The following is a 17,838-nucleotide window of genomic DNA, read 5'->3' as shown; positions in this document are numbered from 1 at the left end:
TTTTTTATTTACCACCAACTGGGTGGCTAACTTCATTCTATAATCTACCAAAATTTAACATTTATCAAATGTGTTAAAATAGTTAAAAAAAGATGTAAGGGGTTTCGATGATGAAAGTTACGTGCAACGAGACACTGGCAGTGTCAATCCACCGGGTAATTAATGCTGACTTGAACGAGCACGGGACGGTCTTTGGGGGCCGGCTCCTTGAATTAGTAGATGGGGAGGCCTCGGTAGCAGCGATGCGGGTTACCCGGTCGACAATCGTCACGGCCGCAATGGACCACGTTCAATTTCTCAGACCATTTCGCTTACAAGACTCGATGTGTATGGAAGCTTACGTCACCGGACTAGGCCATCGTTCACTGGAAGTATTTGTTAAGGTGATCGGTGAGCACTTGCAGACTGGTGAACGTTTTCTGGGCTTTACCTGCTTAATGACCTACGTAATTCAGGACCCGCACAGGGAAGTTTTATACGATGAATTAGAACCAACAACGGCTGAGCAGCAGGCACTGGTACGGGGGTATGCTCAGCGGCGCCAGCACCGGGCTACTGACCGTCAGGCCCAACAAGACCTTTTGAAACACGTGACCATCCGTAAGCCATGGGAATAGTTTTCCTCTGGCATATTAAAAAGCCACCTAATGATCGGTTCATTGCCAATCATTGGGTGGCTTTTAGTTAGATCGTTGCGAGTGGTTGCTTGTGGTCTGGGCGGGGAAATCTTTTTGCCAATGCCTTGAGTTCACTGGCTGAAAATTCAATTTCACCGGCCTGCCAGTTGGCAAGGGTATGCTCAGGGGTACTACTCTTAGGAATAGTTAGGACATTGTCATTACGCAGTGTCCAGGCAAGCATTATCTGGTAAACAGATGCTTGGTGGTTGCGGGCCAATTCTTGTAGTAGTGGGTCGGTAGTTAATTTACCGGAAAGCTGGTCACCCTGGGCTAGTGGTGAGTAGGCAATTAACGGCAGCTGGTGTTGCCGCATCAGGGGGAGAAGGTCGTATTCAATCCCGCGTTCGTCCAGGTTATACAGGTCCTGGTTAGCAACACAGTAGGTACCGTTAGGCAGGGACCATAATTCTTCTAAGTCCTGCACGTCGAAATTGGATACCCCCCAAGCCTTAATTTTGCCCTGGGCCACCATCTTTTCCATTGTCGTGACGGTCTCACTTAGCGGAATGGTACCGCGCCAGTGTAATAGGTAGAGGTCAAAGTAGTCGGTGCCAACGTTACTTAAACTTTGGTCAAGACTCTTGACTAGTTGGTCCCGCCCGGCGTTAGTCGGTAGCACCTTGTCAATAATAAAGAGCTGATCACGCTGGTAACCCTTAATGGCATCCCGCACGACGCGTTCTGCCTTGCCCTCACCGTACATTTCGGCGGTGTCGATTACCCGGGCGCCCTGGTCGAGGCCGGCACGGATAGCGGCAACTTCCGTTTCATGGTTAGCAGCGAGGTCACCGAGGCGCCAGGTACCTAGACCGACGGCGGGGAGCTCAATCTTATTTATTTGAACGGTCTTCATAGGATCACCTACTAGTTATTATGAATGACGACCTTAGTTCCGGCTGGCATATGCATCATCCACTTGGAATCAGGAACGGAGAGACGGATGCAACCGTGAGAGGCAGTACTCTTGCCTAGCTTCTGGGCCTGTGACTTAATGTAGTGTCCAGACTTGTCGGTAGGGACACTGTGGAAGAGGTAGGAGCCGTTGTCATGCCAGGAAACGTAGTTGTTAGCACCACATTTAACGGAAGGGTTGTAAAAACTATTACCACGATCGTCTTGGATAGCGTAGGTACCGGTAGGGGTCATACTTACCCGCTTACCGTTTTTGTTTTCATACTTACCAGCACTGCAGTACATTGTGTAGACGTTTTGCTGGCCATCCATGATGTAAACCCGGTTTTTAGCAATGCTGACCTTGATCCAGGGATCCTTAAGCTTATTGATATCTGGATAGGGGATGGTTTCCGAGGACTTAAGGTAGTTAATAGGGGTGCGCATATGTGAGGACGCCTTGGCCGCCGTTCCCCCCCAGCCAATAATGGCAACCATGATGGTTAAAAAGAATAGTAACTTAGTTCGTAATTTCATGTTGTAACCTTCTTCGTATCAAAATAATCATTCCTATTTTAGCACAGCTAATCTATGATTACGCATGATTAGAAAATCATATGTAATTTAAAAATAAGAAATTTTCCTGGGACGGGTCGGCTAATGGTCAAAACGCTAATCCATTGGGCGCGTAGTACTTAGGCGATTGGTTAATATTGGTCAAAAGATTTTTAGCACTCTATACCAAAGAGTGCTAAAAAAGTCTTGCATTTGCTAGCAAACGACCTAAGATAGGAAGTGTAGACAAGGTATGAGAAAGGATGATTCAATATATGGCTAATGAAATTCAACGTCGTAACAACTTATTTGATAACTTGATGAATATGCGTGATTGGATGAACGATGATTTCTTCTCTGACCTTACCCCAATGGCAGATCACATGAAGACGGATGTGGCAGAAGATGACCACGGCTACACGGTTAAGATTGATATGCCAGGCTTTGACAAGAAGGACATTCATATTAACTATGCTAACAACATTTTGTCTGTCACTGGTCACCGGGACACCTTTGCTGATGAAAGTGATCAAAAGGGCAATGTCTTACACACTGAACGGCGCTATGGTCAAATGAGCCGGCAATACCGTTTGCCAGATGTTGACCGGGGAGCTGTTAAGGCCCAATATGAAAACGGGGTTTTGACACTGAACCTACCAAAGTTGCAAGCCAGTGATGAAAATGACACCCGGATTGATATCGACTAATTCGTAATATATAAGAGAAGAGAAAAAGGTCCAAAGTATTCGGCTTTTCCGAATACTTTGGACCTTTTCTGTAAGCCTTAAACTGATTAAAAGGCTTGAACGATGTGCATGATACCAAAGACGATCAACATTACGGATACCAGCCAGACAATGGTCAGGGCTGACAGCATTGGACTAAATAGTAAAATGATTCCCAGAATAATGCTAATAACGCCCAGTACGATTAACCAGGTTGCGTATCCCCGGTGGAAGAGCCGGAAGAACTTAGCAGCCTTGATCTGCATAAAGGAATCGATGATAAACCAAATAGCAAACAGGATTGCTAGGTAAAGGGCACCGAAGCCGGGGAACACCAGAACGATCACCCCTAAAATAATATCTAAGATTGCTGCAAAAATAACCCAACCGGAGCTTTCGTTTAGTGCGGCGTTGATGAAACGACGGAACCAGAGTTCATAGATTCCCCGAAAGATAAACGCGACCCCAACGACAATTGCTAAGAAGTGAAGCGTCTTATCGGGGTGGGAAAATGAAGCGATGCCGGCAATGACAAATAGGATTCCAACTACTAAGCTGAACCAGTCAAAGCCCTTTCTTTGTTCAAATTGCATATTATAAACCTCCTCCCTTGCTTAAATTATTTTCATCATAGCAAAAATGGTGGCAGATTTAAAAGGGGGGCCAACAGCGGTCGTAGTCGACCGGTGTTTAGCCCCGCCCTTTTATAAATGCTCTTTAATTCCGTGTGGGAAGTCCTTATCAATTTCTTTAAGAATTGGTAGTAAGGAGTTAACGTAACGGTGGTACGCCTCAATCGGTTCGAGATCCTTACTATTAGCCTGAAGTAGGGCCAGTGCGATATCGTGTGCCCGTTGTTCATTTGAAATCATATTTGTCACCTCACCCAACTAGTGTACCAAACTTTGCGGTGATTTGAGTCGTAATTGCTGAATTAGGCCATGAAAATAAGTGTAGTCTAAAAGGAGCATTAAACTAAAACCGACCAGGGCACCAAGGGTATTCGTGATCAGGTCATCAATGTCAGCCAGCCGTCCCAGGTTAATTAAGAGGTCCCAGATAAACTGGTTAACTTCGATGAAGAGGCTAAATAAGAAGCAGTATGCGATTGTTCGTCCCCATGAATGACGGTAGTGGAAAAGGTAGAGGAAGACGCCCCAGGGAAGCGTCATGATGATATTTAAGAAAAACTCAGTGCTTACCCCTTGGAAGGGAATCAGGTTGTAAGGAACGCCCCAGAGATGAAAAAAGGTTTTATGGGCAGAAGAAATCTTCAAAAAGCTGGGCGTTAGGCAAAGAATTAAAATGGCGGTTAGGTAGATAAACGTAGCCATAATGGTGAGCCGCGGGCCGCTGTGTTGGTACCGTCGCCCAAAGTGGCCTAATAAAAAGCAGTTAATTAGAAAATAAATTGTAAAAGGTAACCAGTGCAGCATTAAATTCTCCTTAGAAATGTGCATTTTTTTGAATATGGTATACAATGGAGTTTCACATTGGCTTGTACCACAAACTAGTAACCAGCTTAACCGTTACTGGTTTAAGATGCAATGCGCTAGGAGATTTAGTTGAGAATGAGTAAGCAGCAACAGATGAAGAGAAGTTTGAAGAGTCGGCACATTCAGCTGATGGCGCTCGGCGGAACGATTGGGACCGGTCTGTTCTTAGGGGCCGGCAAGGCAATTCGGGCTGCGGGGCCGGCCATCTTGTTGGCGTACTTAATCACTGGGATAGTTTGTTTCGGTATTATGCGGGCTCTCGGGGAATTGCTGATGTCTAATCTGAAATACCGGTCATTTATGGAGGCAATTCGGGATTACCTCGGGAACCGGATTAGCTTTATTACCGGTTGGGCCTACTGGGCGTGCTGGCTGGCCCTGGCGATGGCAGAAATCACCGCCATCGGTCTCTATATTCAGATTTGGCTACCCAACGTTCCCCAGTGGGTACCGGGATTGATTACACTGATAATCTTTTTATGCCTTAACCTAATTACGGTCAACGTCTTTGGTGAAGTTGAATTCTGGTTTGCCATGATTAAGGTGGTGGCCATCCTGATCCTAATTGCGGTGGGGATCTTTATGATGTTAATTCAGTTTAAGTCCCGGGGCGGCTATGTTGCGTCCCCGGGTAACCTGGTTGCCTACCACGGCTTCTTCGCTACCGGATTGAAGGGCTTTGTCATGTCCTTCCAAATGGTTGTCTTTGCCTTCGTGGGGATCGAGATGGTTGGCGTGACCGCTGCTGAGGCTGAAAATCCCCGGCAGGTAATTCCCAAGGCAATCAACGGTATTCCTTTGCGGATCCTGCTCTTTTACATTGGGGCACTAGCGGTCATCATGTGTATTTACCCCTGGAACCGCCTGTCACCGACGAACAGTCCCTTTGTGTTGGTCTTCCGTGATGCCGGTTTGCGTGGGGCCGCCAGTATCGTTAACTTCGTTGTGATTACCGCGGCGGCCTCGGCCTGCAACAGTTCGATTTACACGACCGGGCGAATGTTAGCTGAATTAACAGCCGATGCCCACCGGCCCGGGATTCGCCGGATTTCGCAACTGTCTAAGAACCTGGTGCCGGCCCGGGCGGTGGTGATTTCATCCGTTATCATTGGAATTGCGGCCTTCTTAAACTTCGTTATGCCAGGAGCCGTCTTCACGCTGGTATCCAGTGTGGCCACCACTAGTTTTCTTTTTATTTGGGCCGCCATTATCGGTGCTCACTTACGTTACATCAGGCTTCATCCCCATGATCGGACGTTTAGGATGCCGGGGGCGCCAATAACAGACTACCTGGTCCTTGCCTTTTTGCTGTTCGTTTTGGTAGTCCTGTGCCTTGATAAGCAAACCCTCGCCGCCCTCATCTTCACCCTGGTTTGGTTTGCCCTGTTGGCAGTAATTTCACTAACCAGACGAGAAAATAATTGAAATAAAAATCGTCAAAGCCAGCTCCCAGATTGGGAGTAGCCTTGACGATTTCTTTTTTTAACGGTTTAAATGTAATTTGCGCTGACAGTCGGGACAGAGTCCGTGGACCTCAATATTATTTCCCGTTACCAAGTAGTGGGTCTTTTGCCGGGTCATCTCAGTCATTTCCCGGGTAATTTCGGAAAAATGTTCATCAAAGACGTCGGTAATTTTACCACAGTTATCGCAAACAACGTGGTAATGCGGGTGACCAAAGTAATCGTAGTGCGTACTACCGTCCCCGTTCTTTAGCTCAATAACGAGATTGTAATCAACAAAGAGCTTTAACGTGTTGTAGACCGTCGCCATACTGATGTTATCGGTGTTATCTTTAAGATCTTCATAGATCATTTCAACACTGGGATGGGTGTGGTGGTTGATGAGGTATTCTAAAATTGTCCGCCGCTGGGGAGTCAGACGAACTTTGTGGTTCCGTAGTAGGTCTAACGCGCGGTCAAGTTCAGCCTCAGCCATGAACAGATCTCCTTTCTTCTTTATAATTATTTTAATCTAACTGTATTATATCATTTACAAACATAGATTCAAACATTATAATATGGTGCGGTTAAATAATAATAATTCTAAAAAGGGAGAGAGAAAATTGGAGAAGAGTATTGATCAAAATGGCCAATCCTATAGCCGTTTTTGGTTTATTTTTACCTTACTGGTAGGGACTTTTACCATGTCCATTAGTCAGTCGTCACTATCAACGGCCTACCCAACATTGATGCACAGTTTTGGAATTTCGGCTGATACGGTGCAGTGGTTAACGACCGGCTTTATGTTGGTAATGTGTGTCAGCATGCCAATTAGTCCGTGGATGCTGAGTAATTTAAACTTTAAGACGATGTTTATTGCCGCACTGGCATTGTTTGATATCGGTTCTTTAATGATTGTCTTTACCCCTGCTAGCTGGGGTGCCAATGGTTTTTGGTTTATGATGGTCGGCCGGGCACTAGAGGCCTTTGCCGTCGGGGTACTTTTTCCATCTTACCAGTCGGTTCTGTTGGAGATTACTCCTAAGGACCAGCGGGGAACGACGATGGGAATTGCCGGCCTGGTCATGGGGTCAGCATTGGCCTGTGGACCAATTGTATCCGGAATTATTTTAAAGTTCTTTAGCTGGAAGAGCCTGTTCATCTTCTTCATGATCATCATTACAGTGATCATTATCCTGGCTGCTACCGGTTTGATCCGGGATGTAATGCCACGACACTCGACTAGTCTTGACTGGCTATCGGTTTTCCTGTCGATCGGCCTTATCGGAATTATGTACGTGGTGAACCTGGCCGCCAAAAAGAATGTTAACTGGACCATCAATGGAATTATCTTGGTGGTTAGTGTGCTGGCAATCGTTTGGTTCTGCCACCGGCAACTGGCTTTGGAGGAACCACTGCTTGAATTGCGGGTATTAAAAACCTTTAATTATGACCTGGCAGTTCTGCTGACCTCCATCTCATACATTGCCCTTATCGTAACCACGATTATTTTTCCACTATATTACCAAGGGGTATTACACGTTAGTCCCTTTGTTTCCGGAATGTCACTGGTTCCCGGAGCGGTCTTCTTGAGTATCTTGAATCCGTTGACGGGGAAGCTGGCCGACAAGATCGGCTTTAAGCCGACAATGCTGGTTGGCATGGCGATGATTATTTGTGGTTGGTTAATCGCCTGGCTTGTACTTGACCGCCTGAGTCTGCTCGCCATGATCCTTTGTGCCATGATTATTGAAGGTGGGAACGCCTTTGTCATGATGCCAGCGGTAACACTAGGTGCTAATTCGCTCCCGAATGACTTGGTTTCTCACGGAACCGCGGTCATCACGACAGTTCGTCAGGTCCTTGGTTCTGCTGGGGTCGCCGTGGCCACAATTGTTTTGACGGTTGGCACATCCCATGCACTGGGGGCCGGTCGTCAGCAATTACAAGCGTCACTCCATGGTTACCACCTAGTATTTATGATGATGGTGGTCATTGAGATTATTGGTTTGATTTTGGCCTTATTGTTGAAAAATACCAAGAAGCAGGCGGCCTAATCAGTAGTTATCCGTATTTAAATAATAAATAGTGTCAGTGTTCTTGCTATAATACGCCTATGAATACTGGCACTTTTTGTTAGGAGGAATAGTAATGAAAAAACAACGACCAGACTGGGCCCAAACCTCGGAACTGATGCGCGACTACTATGACCAGGTTTGGGGATATCCGGTACATGATGATCAATTCCTATTTGAGATGCTGACTCTAGAAATCTTCCAGGCCGGACTTTCCTGGGAAATAATTTGGCGCCGGCGGGCGGCTTTTGAACGCGCCTTTGACCACTTTGCAATTGAACGGGTAGCCCAATACACTGACCGGGATGTTACCCGGCTAATGGCGGATGAGGGGATTATCAGGAACCGGCTTAAAATATTAGCGACGATTAATAATGCCCAGTTAGTTCGTAAGCTGCAGGCCCAGGGGCAAAGTTTAGATGACTATATCTGGTCGTTTGTGGACCACCAGGCACAACGCTTAGTACTTAAACCTGGGGAAACACTCCCGGCCCAAACGGATCTTTCCCGGAAGGTAGCCCGGCAAATGAAACGGGACGGTTTTAAATTTGTGGGGCCAACAATTATCTATTCATACTTAACGGCGGTCGGGTTAGTTAACGCCCGTCTTTAATAATCTTTTAATTGATTATTAAGATAACTTTGTGATAGTATTGTCTTCGTTATGAAGCAAATTCCCGATAGGATTCACTGTAAAGTGAAGATGCCTTGTAACCGCAACTACAAAACGTTTTTAAGTTTCGACTAGAATATGGGGGAATTAGAAAAGATGACAGAAAAACACCTATTTACATCAGAATCAGTTTCCGAAGGACACCCAGATAAGATTGCGGACCAAATCAGTGATGCAATCCTCGATGCACTGTTGGAAAAGGACCCGGATGCACGGGCCGCGGTTGAAACTTCCGTTACGACGGGGCTAGTCCTCGTCTTTGGGGAAGTTTCTACCTCTGCCTATGTCAACATCCAAAAGGTAGTCCGTGATACGATTCGGCGGATTGGTTACACTGATGGTAAATACGGTTTTGATGCGGATAACTGTGCCGTAATTACGGCACTCGACGAACAATCACCTGATATTGCACAGGGGGTTGACGATTCACTTGAAACCCGTGAAGGGGATGCTGATCCGCTCGACCAAATTGGTGCAGGTGACCAGGGGCTAATGTTTGGTTACGCCACTGATGAAACACCAGAATACATGCCACTGACCTTAATGCTTAGTCATAAGTTAATGCAACGGATTGCCAAGTTACGTAAGGAAGGGACGATCCCTTACCTTCGTCCGGATGCCAAGGCCGAAGTAACCGTTGAATATGATGACAATGATAAGCCATTACGGGTTGACACGGTGGTCTTAAGTACTCAGCATGATCCGGACGCAACCTTGGATCAAATTCGTCAAGATGTTAAGGAACAGGTTATCAAGGCGGTTATTCCAGCTGAATTGCTAGATGACCAGACTAAGTACTTTATTAACCCCACCGGTCGTTTTGTTATCGGTGGTCCCCAAGGGGATGCTGGGTTAACTGGCCGGAAAGTAATTGTTGATACCTACGGTGGTGCTGCTCACCACGGTGGTGGGGCCTTCTCTGGTAAGGATGCTACGAAGGTGGACCGGTCGGCTAGTTACGCCGCTCGTTACATTGCCAAGAACCTAGTTGCCGCTGGTTATGCGAAGAAGCTGGAAATTCAAGTTGCCTACGCCATTGGGGTTGCTGAACCAGTTTCCATTTCAATTGATACTTTTGGTACTGGTACCAAGAGTGAAGAAGAGCTAATTGCGGCGGTACGGAAGGTCTTTGACTTGCGGCCAGCTGGTATCATCAAGATGTTAGATCTCAAGCGGCCGATTTATGAACAAACGGCGGCTTACGGCCACTTTGGTCGGACAGATGTTGACCTGCCATGGGAACACCTTGACAAGGTCGATGAATTGAAGCAAATTTTAGGCTAAATCACTAATCATCCTTGCAAATTAGCGACAGGGAAGTTAGAATACAACTAATATTTTGATCGTGATAGAAGTAGTAGTTAGGAGCCGCGTCACCAGAGACCCACTGGTGCTGTGAAGTGGGGACCGGTTGCTGATGAACTCGTCTAGTAAGATTGCTGTTGAAGTTAGTAGGCAGTGACGTTAGACCGCGTTAAGGCCTTAAAGTGCTATGACTAGTTCATAGAAAACGGGTGGTACCGCGGATTGATTTTCGTCTCGTAGGAGCAAGGAGCTTCTGCGGGATTTTTTTATTACGATCATAAAAAAGAAAAGGAGCGAAATTATGGCTTACGATCACACAACGATTGAAAATAAGTGGCAAAAGTTTTGGAAAAAGAACAAGACTTTTAAAGCGGAGATTAATAAGGACCAAAAGAAGTACTACGCCTTAGATATGTTCCCGTACCCATCAGGTCAAGGACTACATGTTGGGCACCCGGAAGGATACACCGCCACTGATGTAATGTCACGGATGAAGCGGATGCAGGGTTACAACGTTTTGCACCCAATGGGCTGGGATGCATTCGGCCTGCCAGCTGAACAATACGCCCTAAAGACCGGCCATAATCCAAAGGGCTTTACTAACAAGAACATTAACCACTTCCGCGACCAGATCCAATCACTCGGTTTTTCCTATGATTGGGACCGGGAAGTTAACACGACTGATCCGGAATACTACAAGTGGACCCAGTGGATCTTCGAACAGCTCTACAAGAAGGGCTTGGCCTACGAAAGTGAAATTATGGTGAACTGGGCTCCCGACTTTATGGGCGGGACCGTGGTTGCCAACGAAGAAGTTGAAGATGGTAAGACCAAGCGGGGCGGTTACCCGGTTTACCGGAAGCCAATGAAGCAGTGGGTTCTAAAGATTACTGCCTATGCCGACCGGTTGATTAAGGACTTAGACCTGGTTGATTGGCCAGAGAGTGTTAAGGAAATGCAGCGGAACTGGATTGGTCGTTCCGAAGGTGCCTCCGTCTTCTTCCCGGTTGCCGGCGATGAAGATACTAAGATTGAAGTCTTCACGACCCGGGCCGATACCCTCTTCGGGGCTTCCTACGTCGTCTTGGCACCGGAACAAGAACTGGTTGACCAGCTAACAACGCCTGAACACCAGGATGAAGTTGCCAAGTACAAGGAAGAAGCTTCCCGTCGTTCTGACCTGGAACGGACTGACTTGAACAAGGAAAAGACCGGGGTCTTCACCGGTTCTTACGTCATCAACCCCGTTAACGGCGAAAAGTTACCGATCTGGATTAGTGACTATGTTTTAGCATCGTACGGGACTGGTTGTGTCATGGCCGTTCCTTCTGGTGACCAGCGTGATTACGACTTTGCCAAGAAGTTTGACTTACCAATTAAACCGGTGATTGAAGGTGCCGACCTGTCTGACGGGGCCTTTAGTGGTGATGGTAAGCACATTAACTCTGGCTTCTTGGACGGCCTTAACATTGAAGACGCCAAGGCGAAGATGATTGATTGGCTGGAAGAACACGAGGCCGGTCATAAGAAGGTTAACTACCGGCTCCGGGACTGGATCTTCAGTCGGCAACGTTACTGGGGTGAACCGATTCCGGTAATTCACTGGGATGATGGTCGGACGACGCTGGTTCCTGAAGACGAATTGCCATTGAAGTTGCCAGACACCGATAACATCGAACCGTCCGGAACGGGTGAAAGTCCGTTAGCCAATGTTAAGGACTGGGTTAACGTTTATGATGACCAAGGTCGGCACGGTTTACGGGAAACTAACACCATGCCACAATGGGCCGGATCATCATGGTACTGGCTCCGTTACACGGATCCACATAACAGTAAGGAATTTGCTTCTAAAGAAGCACTGGATTACTGGTCACCAGTTGACCTGTACGTTGGTGGTGCCGAACACGCTGTCTTGCACCTGCTCTACGCTCGTTTCTGGCACAAGGTACTCTACGACCTCGGCTTAGTCCCAACGAAGGAACCATTCATGAAGCTGGTTAACCAGGGGATGATTCTCGGAGCTAACCACGAGAAGATGTCCAAGTCAAAGGGGAACGTGGTTAATCCGGACGACATTGTTGAAAAGTACGGTGCCGATACGCTGCGTCTTTACGAAATGTTCATGGGTCCACTGACCGAATCTGTTCCGTGGGATGAAGAAGGTCTGCACGGTTCCTACAAGTGGATCCAACGGGTATGGCGGTTATTAATGGATGATAATAACCACCTCCGGGACCGGGTTTCGAACTTTAACGATGGTAAGCTGACCAAGGTTTACAACCAGACCGTTAAGAAGGTCACCGAAGACTACGAACGGATGCACTTTAACACTGCAATTTCCCAACTGATGGTCTTTGTAAATGAAGCTTACAAGGTTGATGACCTGCCAGCCGAATACATGCAAGGCTTTGTGAAGATGATTTCCCCAATCATGCCACACGTGGCAGAAGAACTGTGGAGTCAGTTTGGTATCAGTGATACTATTACTTACCAACCATGGCCAAAGTATGACCCAGCGGCCCTTGTTGAAAACGAAGTTGAAATGATCTTACAAGTTAATGGTAAGGTTCGGGCTAAGGTTAAGATGGCAAAGGATACCTCTAAAGAAGAGGCGGAAAAAGTGGCCTTGGCTAATGAGCACGTCAAGAAGTTTACCGATGGTAAGGACATCAAGAAGGTAATTGTTGTTCCAAACAAGATCGTAAACATCGTTGCCAAGTAGTTAGATCTTTGAAAAGTATAGCTAGGCCGACAGCGCGGTCTACAAAGGGCGTCAAGTATTCGGAAAGTCCGAACGCTTGACGCCCTTTGTGCTCATGGAATGGCAGCTAGCCTAATGATGTGTTGTGAAGAAAGGAAAGACAGATGGAAGTAGTTACGTATCCGGCCGTATTTACGCCGCAAGATGGTCAGATTTTAGTAGATTTCCCTGATTTACCAGAGGCGTTTACCCAGGGAAAGGATATGGCAGAGGCGGTCGAATTTGCTAAATTAGGGCTGGCAATTACCCTTAACGATAAGTTAGGTCATTTTGAACCCGCGCCACCGGCTAGTGACCTCGCTGCGGTGGCGGCTGCCCACCCACAGGCAGTTGTTAAGTTGGTCACCGTGGACCTGGACCAGTACTAATTATCCTTAATAAAATCTTAATTAGAAAAGAAATTGCGTCAGTCCGTGTTTCACGATAGAATAAATAAGATTGTTTATTTTTAGGAAGGGCAGGAACTGAAGGAATCATGAATGATGAATACGCTAATGGTTCAGAGTCTATCGGAACCAATAAAGATGCGAAGTCCAAGATGCTGAATGGTTCAGCCTGGATGACGGTGGGGAGTATCACCTCACGTATTCTTGGGGCGATTTATGTTATCCCTTGGGTAACCTGGTTTGGTGCTTATAGTAACCAGGCCAACGCCCTCTTTGCACAGGGTTATAATATTTACAATATCTTCTTAATTATTGCTACGGCGGGGTTACCGTCGGCTATTTCCAAGATGGTTGCGCACTATAACGGGTTAAACGAGTATGGTGTCAGCCGTCGTCTTTATTACTCAAGTATGTACGTAGCGTTAGCCATGGGGGTTATTTGCGCAACCTTAATGACGTTTCTAGCCCCGGGGATGGCAAACGGCGATGAAAACGTCGTTCCGGTTATTCGTTCACTAGCTTGGGCGGTGCTGATTATCCCCGCACTGGCAATGAGCCGGGGTTTCTTACAGGGGTATAACTGGATGGCGCCTTCGGCAATCTCGCAGTTTGTCGAACAAGTCTTCCGGGTTATCTATATGTTGGCCGCCACCTACCTGATCATGAAGATCCAGAAGGGGAGCTGGGTAAGTGCGGTTACCCAATCCACGTTTGCTGCCTTTATCGGGGCACTGGGGGCAATTGCAATCCTATCCTGGTCCTGGGTTAGCCACCGGCGGGAAATGAATTCGCTAATTAATAATGGTAAAAATGACCTGAGCGTCTCCACCGGCCGGCTAATTATCCGGATGATTTACCAGGCCATTCCCTTTGTGGTAATTGAATCTGGGGTGGCCATCTTTATGTTGATTGACCAGTTTACCTTCCCGAAAATGCTGATGCATGTGGGGAACTTTACCCACTATCAAGAAACGGTCCTTTACGCCCTGTTTGCCTTTAATGCGAATAAGATTTTCACGATTATTATTTCATTGGCTTCGGCAATGGCCGCTACGGTAATTCCGTTGTTAGCAACAGCCCGGGCACAGAATGACAAATTAGGGATGCGTAAGCAAATTGAAAACGTCTTATTACTCTTTTACTTCGTGATGATTCCAGCCGCCCTCGGTTTAGCCGCAGTGGCCCAACCGGTTTATACCGTTTTCTACTATTATGATCATGCTGGGATCGTTGTTCTGGAGTTTGCGGCCTTTGTTTCAATCCCAATGGGACTGTACACGGTTGCGGCCGCAATGATGCAGGGGATTTCCGAAAATCGCCGGATGATGAAGTACCTGGCGATTGGGATTGTGATCAAACTGCTACTTCAGTACCCATGCATCCTCTTTGCGCAGGGGCTGGGACCACTACTGGCTACCTGCATTTCAATGTTCGTAATTGATTACCTAATTTTGCATTCCTTCAATATGGAATTTAACCTCCACTTCTATGAAATGTCGAAGCCGACTAACCAGATCCTGTGTTTTTCACTGATCATGTTTGCCGTGACTAAGTTAGTGATGGTCCTACTTGGCCATTTAGTTAGTCCTTATAGCCGGTTCCTGGCCTTCTTTGTAGCGATGGTAGGAGTAGCGGTTGGTGCCGGCATCTTTGCCTTTTTGGCTTTGAAGTTCCGGCTGGCTGATCAGATTATCGGACCACGTTCCGCAAGTCTGCGGCGTAAACTGCACATTGCCTAATTTTCAGTAAATAATTAACCCTTAACATCTGAGTTTCCAGGTGTTAAGGGTTATTTTGATTATTCTAGTTAAGAAAACCGATGTGGTGTTCTTGGGGTGCTGCTTCCATCTTCTTCATGAAGCTTGGTAGTGCACGGCTGATCTGGTGGGGTAAGACGATGTATTGGTCTTCCGCAATTTTATCAGCAATGGCACTGTGGGCATAAACGGCGGCTAGCACGGCCTTGGTGCCTTGCTGGTTAAACTCAGCTGTAAAGCCACCGACCATCCCGGCCAGGGTATCACCCATACCACCAACCGCTTGTGCAGGTGTTCCGATTGGTAGTTGATAAACATCATCAGCCGTATAAATCTCGGTATGGTGCTTCTTGAGGACTACGGTCGCGTTAAGCTGATCACGGACGGTGCGATTCTTATCCTCTGTTTGCTCACCAATCTTGATGCCGGAGAGTCGTTGCCACTCCATTTCGTGCGGTGTGTAAATAACGTTGGCGGCCGGTTGTGACAGCTTTTCCCGGGCCATTAGGGTAATAGCTGAACCGTCGATAACCAGGTTTTGCTGTGGTGAAACGTTAGCAAAGACGTTTTGAAGAATGTGCAAACTAGTGGCATCGTCGCCCAGGCCGGGACCAACAACTACCGTGGTGGCAGCTTTTACGAGATCGGCTACCTGTTGGTCAGCAGTAAAGTCGGCAAACATTGCCTCTGGTAATTGGGCGTGTAAGGCACCGGAGTTACTAGAATCGGTACAAGTGGTGACGAGGCCGGCCCCCGCACAAACCGCGGCGGTTGATGCCATGATAATGGCCCCACCAAAGTTACGGTTACCACCGACGAGGGTAACTTTACCAAAAGTGCCCTTAAAACTGTTGGCCGGACGGGGTTGGATTACCTCATGGAGGATCTGTTCAGTTAGTTTTTTCATTAATAAGGTCTCCTTTTAGATTTTGTAATGACTATATTAATGGTATCATTAATTTAACAAAATGATCAGATGGAGGGATAAGAAATGACTGAATGGCTTAAAGCAGCCCAGAGTCAGGAAAAAGACTATTTAAATGATCTAATATCATTGATGAAGATTCCAAGTGTCCGTGATGATGATGCGGCCACCGATGAATACCCGTTAGGACCCCGTCCAGCACAGGCATTAACGGCCTTCTTAGAGATGGCAGACCAGGACGGTTTCAAGACGAAAAATATTGACAACCTGGTTGGTTATGCCGAATGTGGTGAAGGTGACGAGACCCTTGCAATTTTGGCACACTTAGACGTGATGCCAGCGGGAAAGGGCTGGGATACGGATCCCTTTGACCCGGTAATCAAGGATGGCAATCTTTATGGTCGGGGCGCCTCAGACGATAAGGGTCCCGGCATGGCGGCCTACTATGCCCTGAAGTACTTGAAGGACCAGGGGGTTAAGTTCAATAAGCGGGTTCGTTTTATTGTCGGAACCGATGAAGAAAGTAACTGGACGGGGATGCACCGCTACTTTGAAGTAGAACCAGCACCCACACTAGGCTTTTCACCAGATGCTGAATTTCCGGTTATCAATGGTGAAAAGGGGCAGGTTTCACTGTTACTTAGCACGCCGGCAACTAATGCGGGGGATTACCAATTAGAGAGCTTTGCGGCTGGCCTACGGTTTAATATGGTGCCGCGTGAGGCGGTAGCGGATGTGGTTGTTAAGGACCGGCAACAGGTTCAAAATGACTTTGCTCGTTTTATTGATAGTAATCCGATTAGCGGGAACGCAGAAGAGACGGCTAATGGCCTGAAGTTAACGGTAATTGGTAAGGCGGCCCACGGCATGGAATCGGAGAAGGGGATTAACGCCGGAACCTACCTGGCAAACTTCTTAGACCAGTATAACTTTCAGGCGGGTGCCAAGAGCTTTATCCACTTCCTTGGCAAGTACCTCCATTTGAACACCCGGATGGAGAGCTTCGATGGTGCCTTTAGCGATCCGGTAATGGGTGAATTGACGATGAATGCCGGTATCTTAAACTTCGATCCGGCAAAGGGCGGTAGTATTAATATGAACTTCCGCTTCCCTAAGGGGATTACGCCAGACCAGCTCGAAGAAGTTGTGAACCGGGTTGCTGAACCACTTCAAATAACGGTTAAGCAGGGACCTGCCCAAGCACCCCACTATGTTGACCCTAATGACCCGATCGTCAAGACCTTAATGGCTGCTTATATTCACCAGACCGGTGACCAAAATACCAAGCCAGAAGTGGTTGGTGGCGGTACTTACGGTCGTCTGATGAAGCGCGGTGTCGCTTTTGGGGCACTGATGCCAAATACGCCGAATACAATGCACCAGGCAAATGAGTTCCAACCGGTGGATGACCTTATTAAGTCCATGGCAATTTATATGGAAGCCATTAATAATTTAGTAACAGACTAAGTTTATGCTAGAATAAGGGTAAAGAGTGGAGGCGCTTTTCAGATGAGTTATCAAAAAATTTTAGTTGGTATTGATGGATCGAAGCAGTCCGACATGGCCTTTGATAAGGCCGTCGAGACCGCCCGGCAGAATAATTCTGAATTGTTTTTGCTAAGCGTAATTAATGGTGGGAAGATTCCGAATGGTGGACCCAATGGTTATGGCTTTATTGACCGGGGGATCTACCAACCGGCAATTGATGCCATGAAGAAAAAACTGGCTGAATATGAACAAAAGGCTAAGCAGGCCGGTATTGAGTCCGTTACCACCGAAGTAGAGGTGGGGAATGCCAAGCTGGAACTGGCGGAAAATTACCCGAGCAAGAATGACATTGATTTGATTGTGATTGGGGCAACCGGGTTAAACGTTGTGGGCCGGCTGATTGTGGGGTCCACGGCGGCTTATACAATTCGTGAAGCACCATGTGACGTGACGGTCGTCAAAACCGATAAGAATAACCGTAAAGTCGACCTTAAGAAAAATAGTTACCCTGAAATTTAGTTAATAAATTTGGAATAACCAAAGATTAGTGGGGAGCAAGGCAGAAGCTGTAACCGACTTCTGTCCTGCTTCCTTTTATGTTGGCGAAAGGTTAGCATTTTATTTAAAAGGCAGATTGCAATAAATAACTTGAACAAATTTAATGACGCAGATTAAGCAA

Annotated in this window: 18 protein-coding genes, 1 riboswitch and 1 other annotated feature; of the genes, 11 read left to right on the top strand and 7 right to left on the bottom strand. The window is 47.0% G+C overall.

Annotation, left to right across the window (positions count from 1 at the left end; all coding sequences use genetic code 11):
- Nucleotides 1-107 precede the first annotated feature (107 nt).
- Nucleotides 108-617 carry an acyl-CoA thioesterase gene (locus ACI31H_RS01310; RefSeq protein ID WP_439770199.1) on the top strand — a complete coding sequence of 170 codons (510 nt, stop codon included), beginning with the start codon at nucleotides 108-110 and terminating at the stop codon, nucleotides 615-617.
- A 67-nt stretch (nucleotides 618-684) separates the two neighbouring features.
- Here ACI31H_RS01310 and ACI31H_RS01305 read toward each other — a convergent pair whose 3' ends face one another.
- Nucleotides 685-1,533 (bottom strand): aldo/keto reductase, encoded by an 849-nt coding sequence (locus ACI31H_RS01305; protein WP_439770198.1) that lies wholly within the window; start codon nucleotides 1,531-1,533, stop codon nucleotides 685-687.
- 11 nt (nucleotides 1,534-1,544) lie between these two features.
- Complete coding sequence (locus tag ACI31H_RS01300; RefSeq protein WP_439770197.1) at nucleotides 1,545-2,108, bottom strand: L,D-transpeptidase; 564 nt, start codon at nucleotides 2,106-2,108, stop codon at nucleotides 1,545-1,547.
- Between the two features lie 293 nt (nucleotides 2,109-2,401).
- Here ACI31H_RS01300 and ACI31H_RS01295 point away from each other — a divergent pair, with 293 nt between their 5' ends.
- Nucleotides 2,402-2,833, top strand: coding sequence for an Hsp20/alpha crystallin family protein (locus ACI31H_RS01295; protein ID WP_439770196.1), 432 nt, complete (start codon nucleotides 2,402-2,404; stop codon nucleotides 2,831-2,833).
- Between the two features lie 86 nt (nucleotides 2,834-2,919).
- Here the strand turns inward: ACI31H_RS01295 and ACI31H_RS01290 are convergent, their stop codons facing one another.
- The 3 genes from ACI31H_RS01290 to ACI31H_RS01280 all read right to left on the bottom strand — a co-directional run bounded on the left by ACI31H_RS01290 (nucleotide 2,920) and on the right by ACI31H_RS01280 (nucleotide 4,185).
- Nucleotides 2,920-3,444 (bottom strand): HdeD family acid-resistance protein, encoded by a 525-nt coding sequence (locus tag ACI31H_RS01290; protein ID WP_439770195.1) that lies wholly within the window; start codon nucleotides 3,442-3,444, stop codon nucleotides 2,920-2,922.
- Between the two features lie 111 nt (nucleotides 3,445-3,555).
- Nucleotides 3,556-3,723 (bottom strand): hypothetical protein, encoded by a 168-nt coding sequence (locus ACI31H_RS01285; protein ID WP_439770194.1) that lies wholly within the window; start codon nucleotides 3,721-3,723, stop codon nucleotides 3,556-3,558.
- An 18-nt stretch (nucleotides 3,724-3,741) separates the two neighbouring features.
- Entirely contained in the window at nucleotides 3,742-4,185 is a 444-nt protein-coding gene (locus tag ACI31H_RS01280) for a VanZ family protein (RefSeq protein WP_439770193.1), read from the bottom strand.
- Nucleotides 4,186-4,422: 237 nt separating this feature from the next.
- Here ACI31H_RS01280 and ACI31H_RS01275 point away from each other — a divergent pair, with 237 nt between their 5' ends.
- Entirely contained in the window at nucleotides 4,423-5,772 is a 1,350-nt protein-coding gene (locus ACI31H_RS01275) for an amino acid permease (protein WP_439770192.1), read from the top strand.
- Nucleotides 5,773-5,829: 57 nt separating this feature from the next.
- Here the strand turns inward: ACI31H_RS01275 and ACI31H_RS01270 are convergent, their stop codons facing one another.
- A complete protein-coding gene (locus ACI31H_RS01270; protein WP_439770191.1) occupies nucleotides 5,830-6,285 on the bottom strand; it encodes a Fur family transcriptional regulator in 456 nt (151 codons plus the stop codon).
- A gap of 127 nt (nucleotides 6,286-6,412) precedes the next feature.
- Here ACI31H_RS01270 and ACI31H_RS01265 point away from each other — a divergent pair, with 127 nt between their 5' ends.
- The 6 genes from ACI31H_RS01265 (at nucleotide 6,413) to ACI31H_RS01240 (ending at nucleotide 14,728) form a co-directional block, all read left to right on the top strand.
- Complete coding sequence (locus ACI31H_RS01265) at nucleotides 6,413-7,846, top strand: MFS transporter (RefSeq protein WP_439770190.1); 1,434 nt, start codon at nucleotides 6,413-6,415, stop codon at nucleotides 7,844-7,846.
- A gap of 94 nt (nucleotides 7,847-7,940) precedes the next feature.
- The gene (locus tag ACI31H_RS01260; protein ID WP_439770189.1) at nucleotides 7,941-8,477 is read left to right on the top strand and encodes a DNA-3-methyladenine glycosylase I; all 537 of its coding nucleotides are present in this window, start codon (nucleotides 7,941-7,943) and stop codon (nucleotides 8,475-8,477) included.
- Between the two features lie 49 nt (nucleotides 8,478-8,526).
- Nucleotides 8,527-8,633: riboswitch (SMK box riboswitch) on the top strand.
- Nucleotides 8,634-9,821, top strand: a complete 1,188-nt coding sequence (gene metK / locus ACI31H_RS01255) for a methionine adenosyltransferase (RefSeq protein ID WP_439770188.1) — start codon at nucleotides 8,634-8,636, stop codon at nucleotides 9,819-9,821.
- A 49-nt stretch (nucleotides 9,822-9,870) separates the two neighbouring features.
- Nucleotides 9,871-10,082, top strand: a binding site (T-box leader).
- 61 nt (nucleotides 10,083-10,143) lie between these two features.
- On the top strand, nucleotides 10,144-12,564 hold the full coding sequence (leuS, locus tag ACI31H_RS01250; RefSeq protein WP_439770187.1) for a leucine--tRNA ligase: 2,421 nt from the start codon (nucleotides 10,144-10,146) through the stop codon (nucleotides 12,562-12,564).
- Nucleotides 12,565-12,707: 143 nt separating this feature from the next.
- The gene (locus ACI31H_RS01245) at nucleotides 12,708-12,971 is read left to right on the top strand and encodes a type II toxin-antitoxin system HicB family antitoxin (RefSeq protein WP_439770186.1); all 264 of its coding nucleotides are present in this window, start codon (nucleotides 12,708-12,710) and stop codon (nucleotides 12,969-12,971) included.
- Between the two features lie 107 nt (nucleotides 12,972-13,078).
- Nucleotides 13,079-14,728 carry a putative polysaccharide biosynthesis protein gene (locus tag ACI31H_RS01240; RefSeq protein ID WP_439770185.1) on the top strand — a complete coding sequence of 550 codons (1,650 nt, stop codon included), beginning with the start codon at nucleotides 13,079-13,081 and terminating at the stop codon, nucleotides 14,726-14,728.
- Nucleotides 14,729-14,792: 64 nt separating this feature from the next.
- On the opposite strand, the gene ACI31H_RS01235 is transcribed toward ACI31H_RS01240, so the two are convergent.
- Nucleotides 14,793-15,653, bottom strand: a complete 861-nt coding sequence (locus ACI31H_RS01235) for an NAD(P)H-hydrate dehydratase (protein WP_439770184.1) — start codon at nucleotides 15,651-15,653, stop codon at nucleotides 14,793-14,795.
- 84 nt (nucleotides 15,654-15,737) lie between these two features.
- Here ACI31H_RS01235 and pepV point away from each other — a divergent pair, with 84 nt between their 5' ends.
- Both pepV and ACI31H_RS01225 read left to right on the top strand, forming a co-directional pair.
- Nucleotides 15,738-17,138: a dipeptidase PepV gene (pepV, locus tag ACI31H_RS01230; RefSeq protein WP_439770183.1), complete on the top strand. Its 1,401-nt coding sequence runs from the start codon at nucleotides 15,738-15,740 to the stop codon at nucleotides 17,136-17,138.
- A gap of 42 nt (nucleotides 17,139-17,180) precedes the next feature.
- Nucleotides 17,181-17,678 carry a universal stress protein gene (locus tag ACI31H_RS01225; protein WP_439770182.1) on the top strand — a complete coding sequence of 166 codons (498 nt, stop codon included), beginning with the start codon at nucleotides 17,181-17,183 and terminating at the stop codon, nucleotides 17,676-17,678.
- Nucleotides 17,679-17,838 lie beyond the last annotated feature (160 nt).

The sequence above is a fragment of the Limosilactobacillus sp. genome, from assembly GCF_051873035.1.
Classification (GTDB): Bacteria; Bacillota; Bacilli; order Lactobacillales; family Lactobacillaceae; genus Limosilactobacillus.
This window is presented reverse-complemented; position numbering and strand designations above follow the sequence as displayed.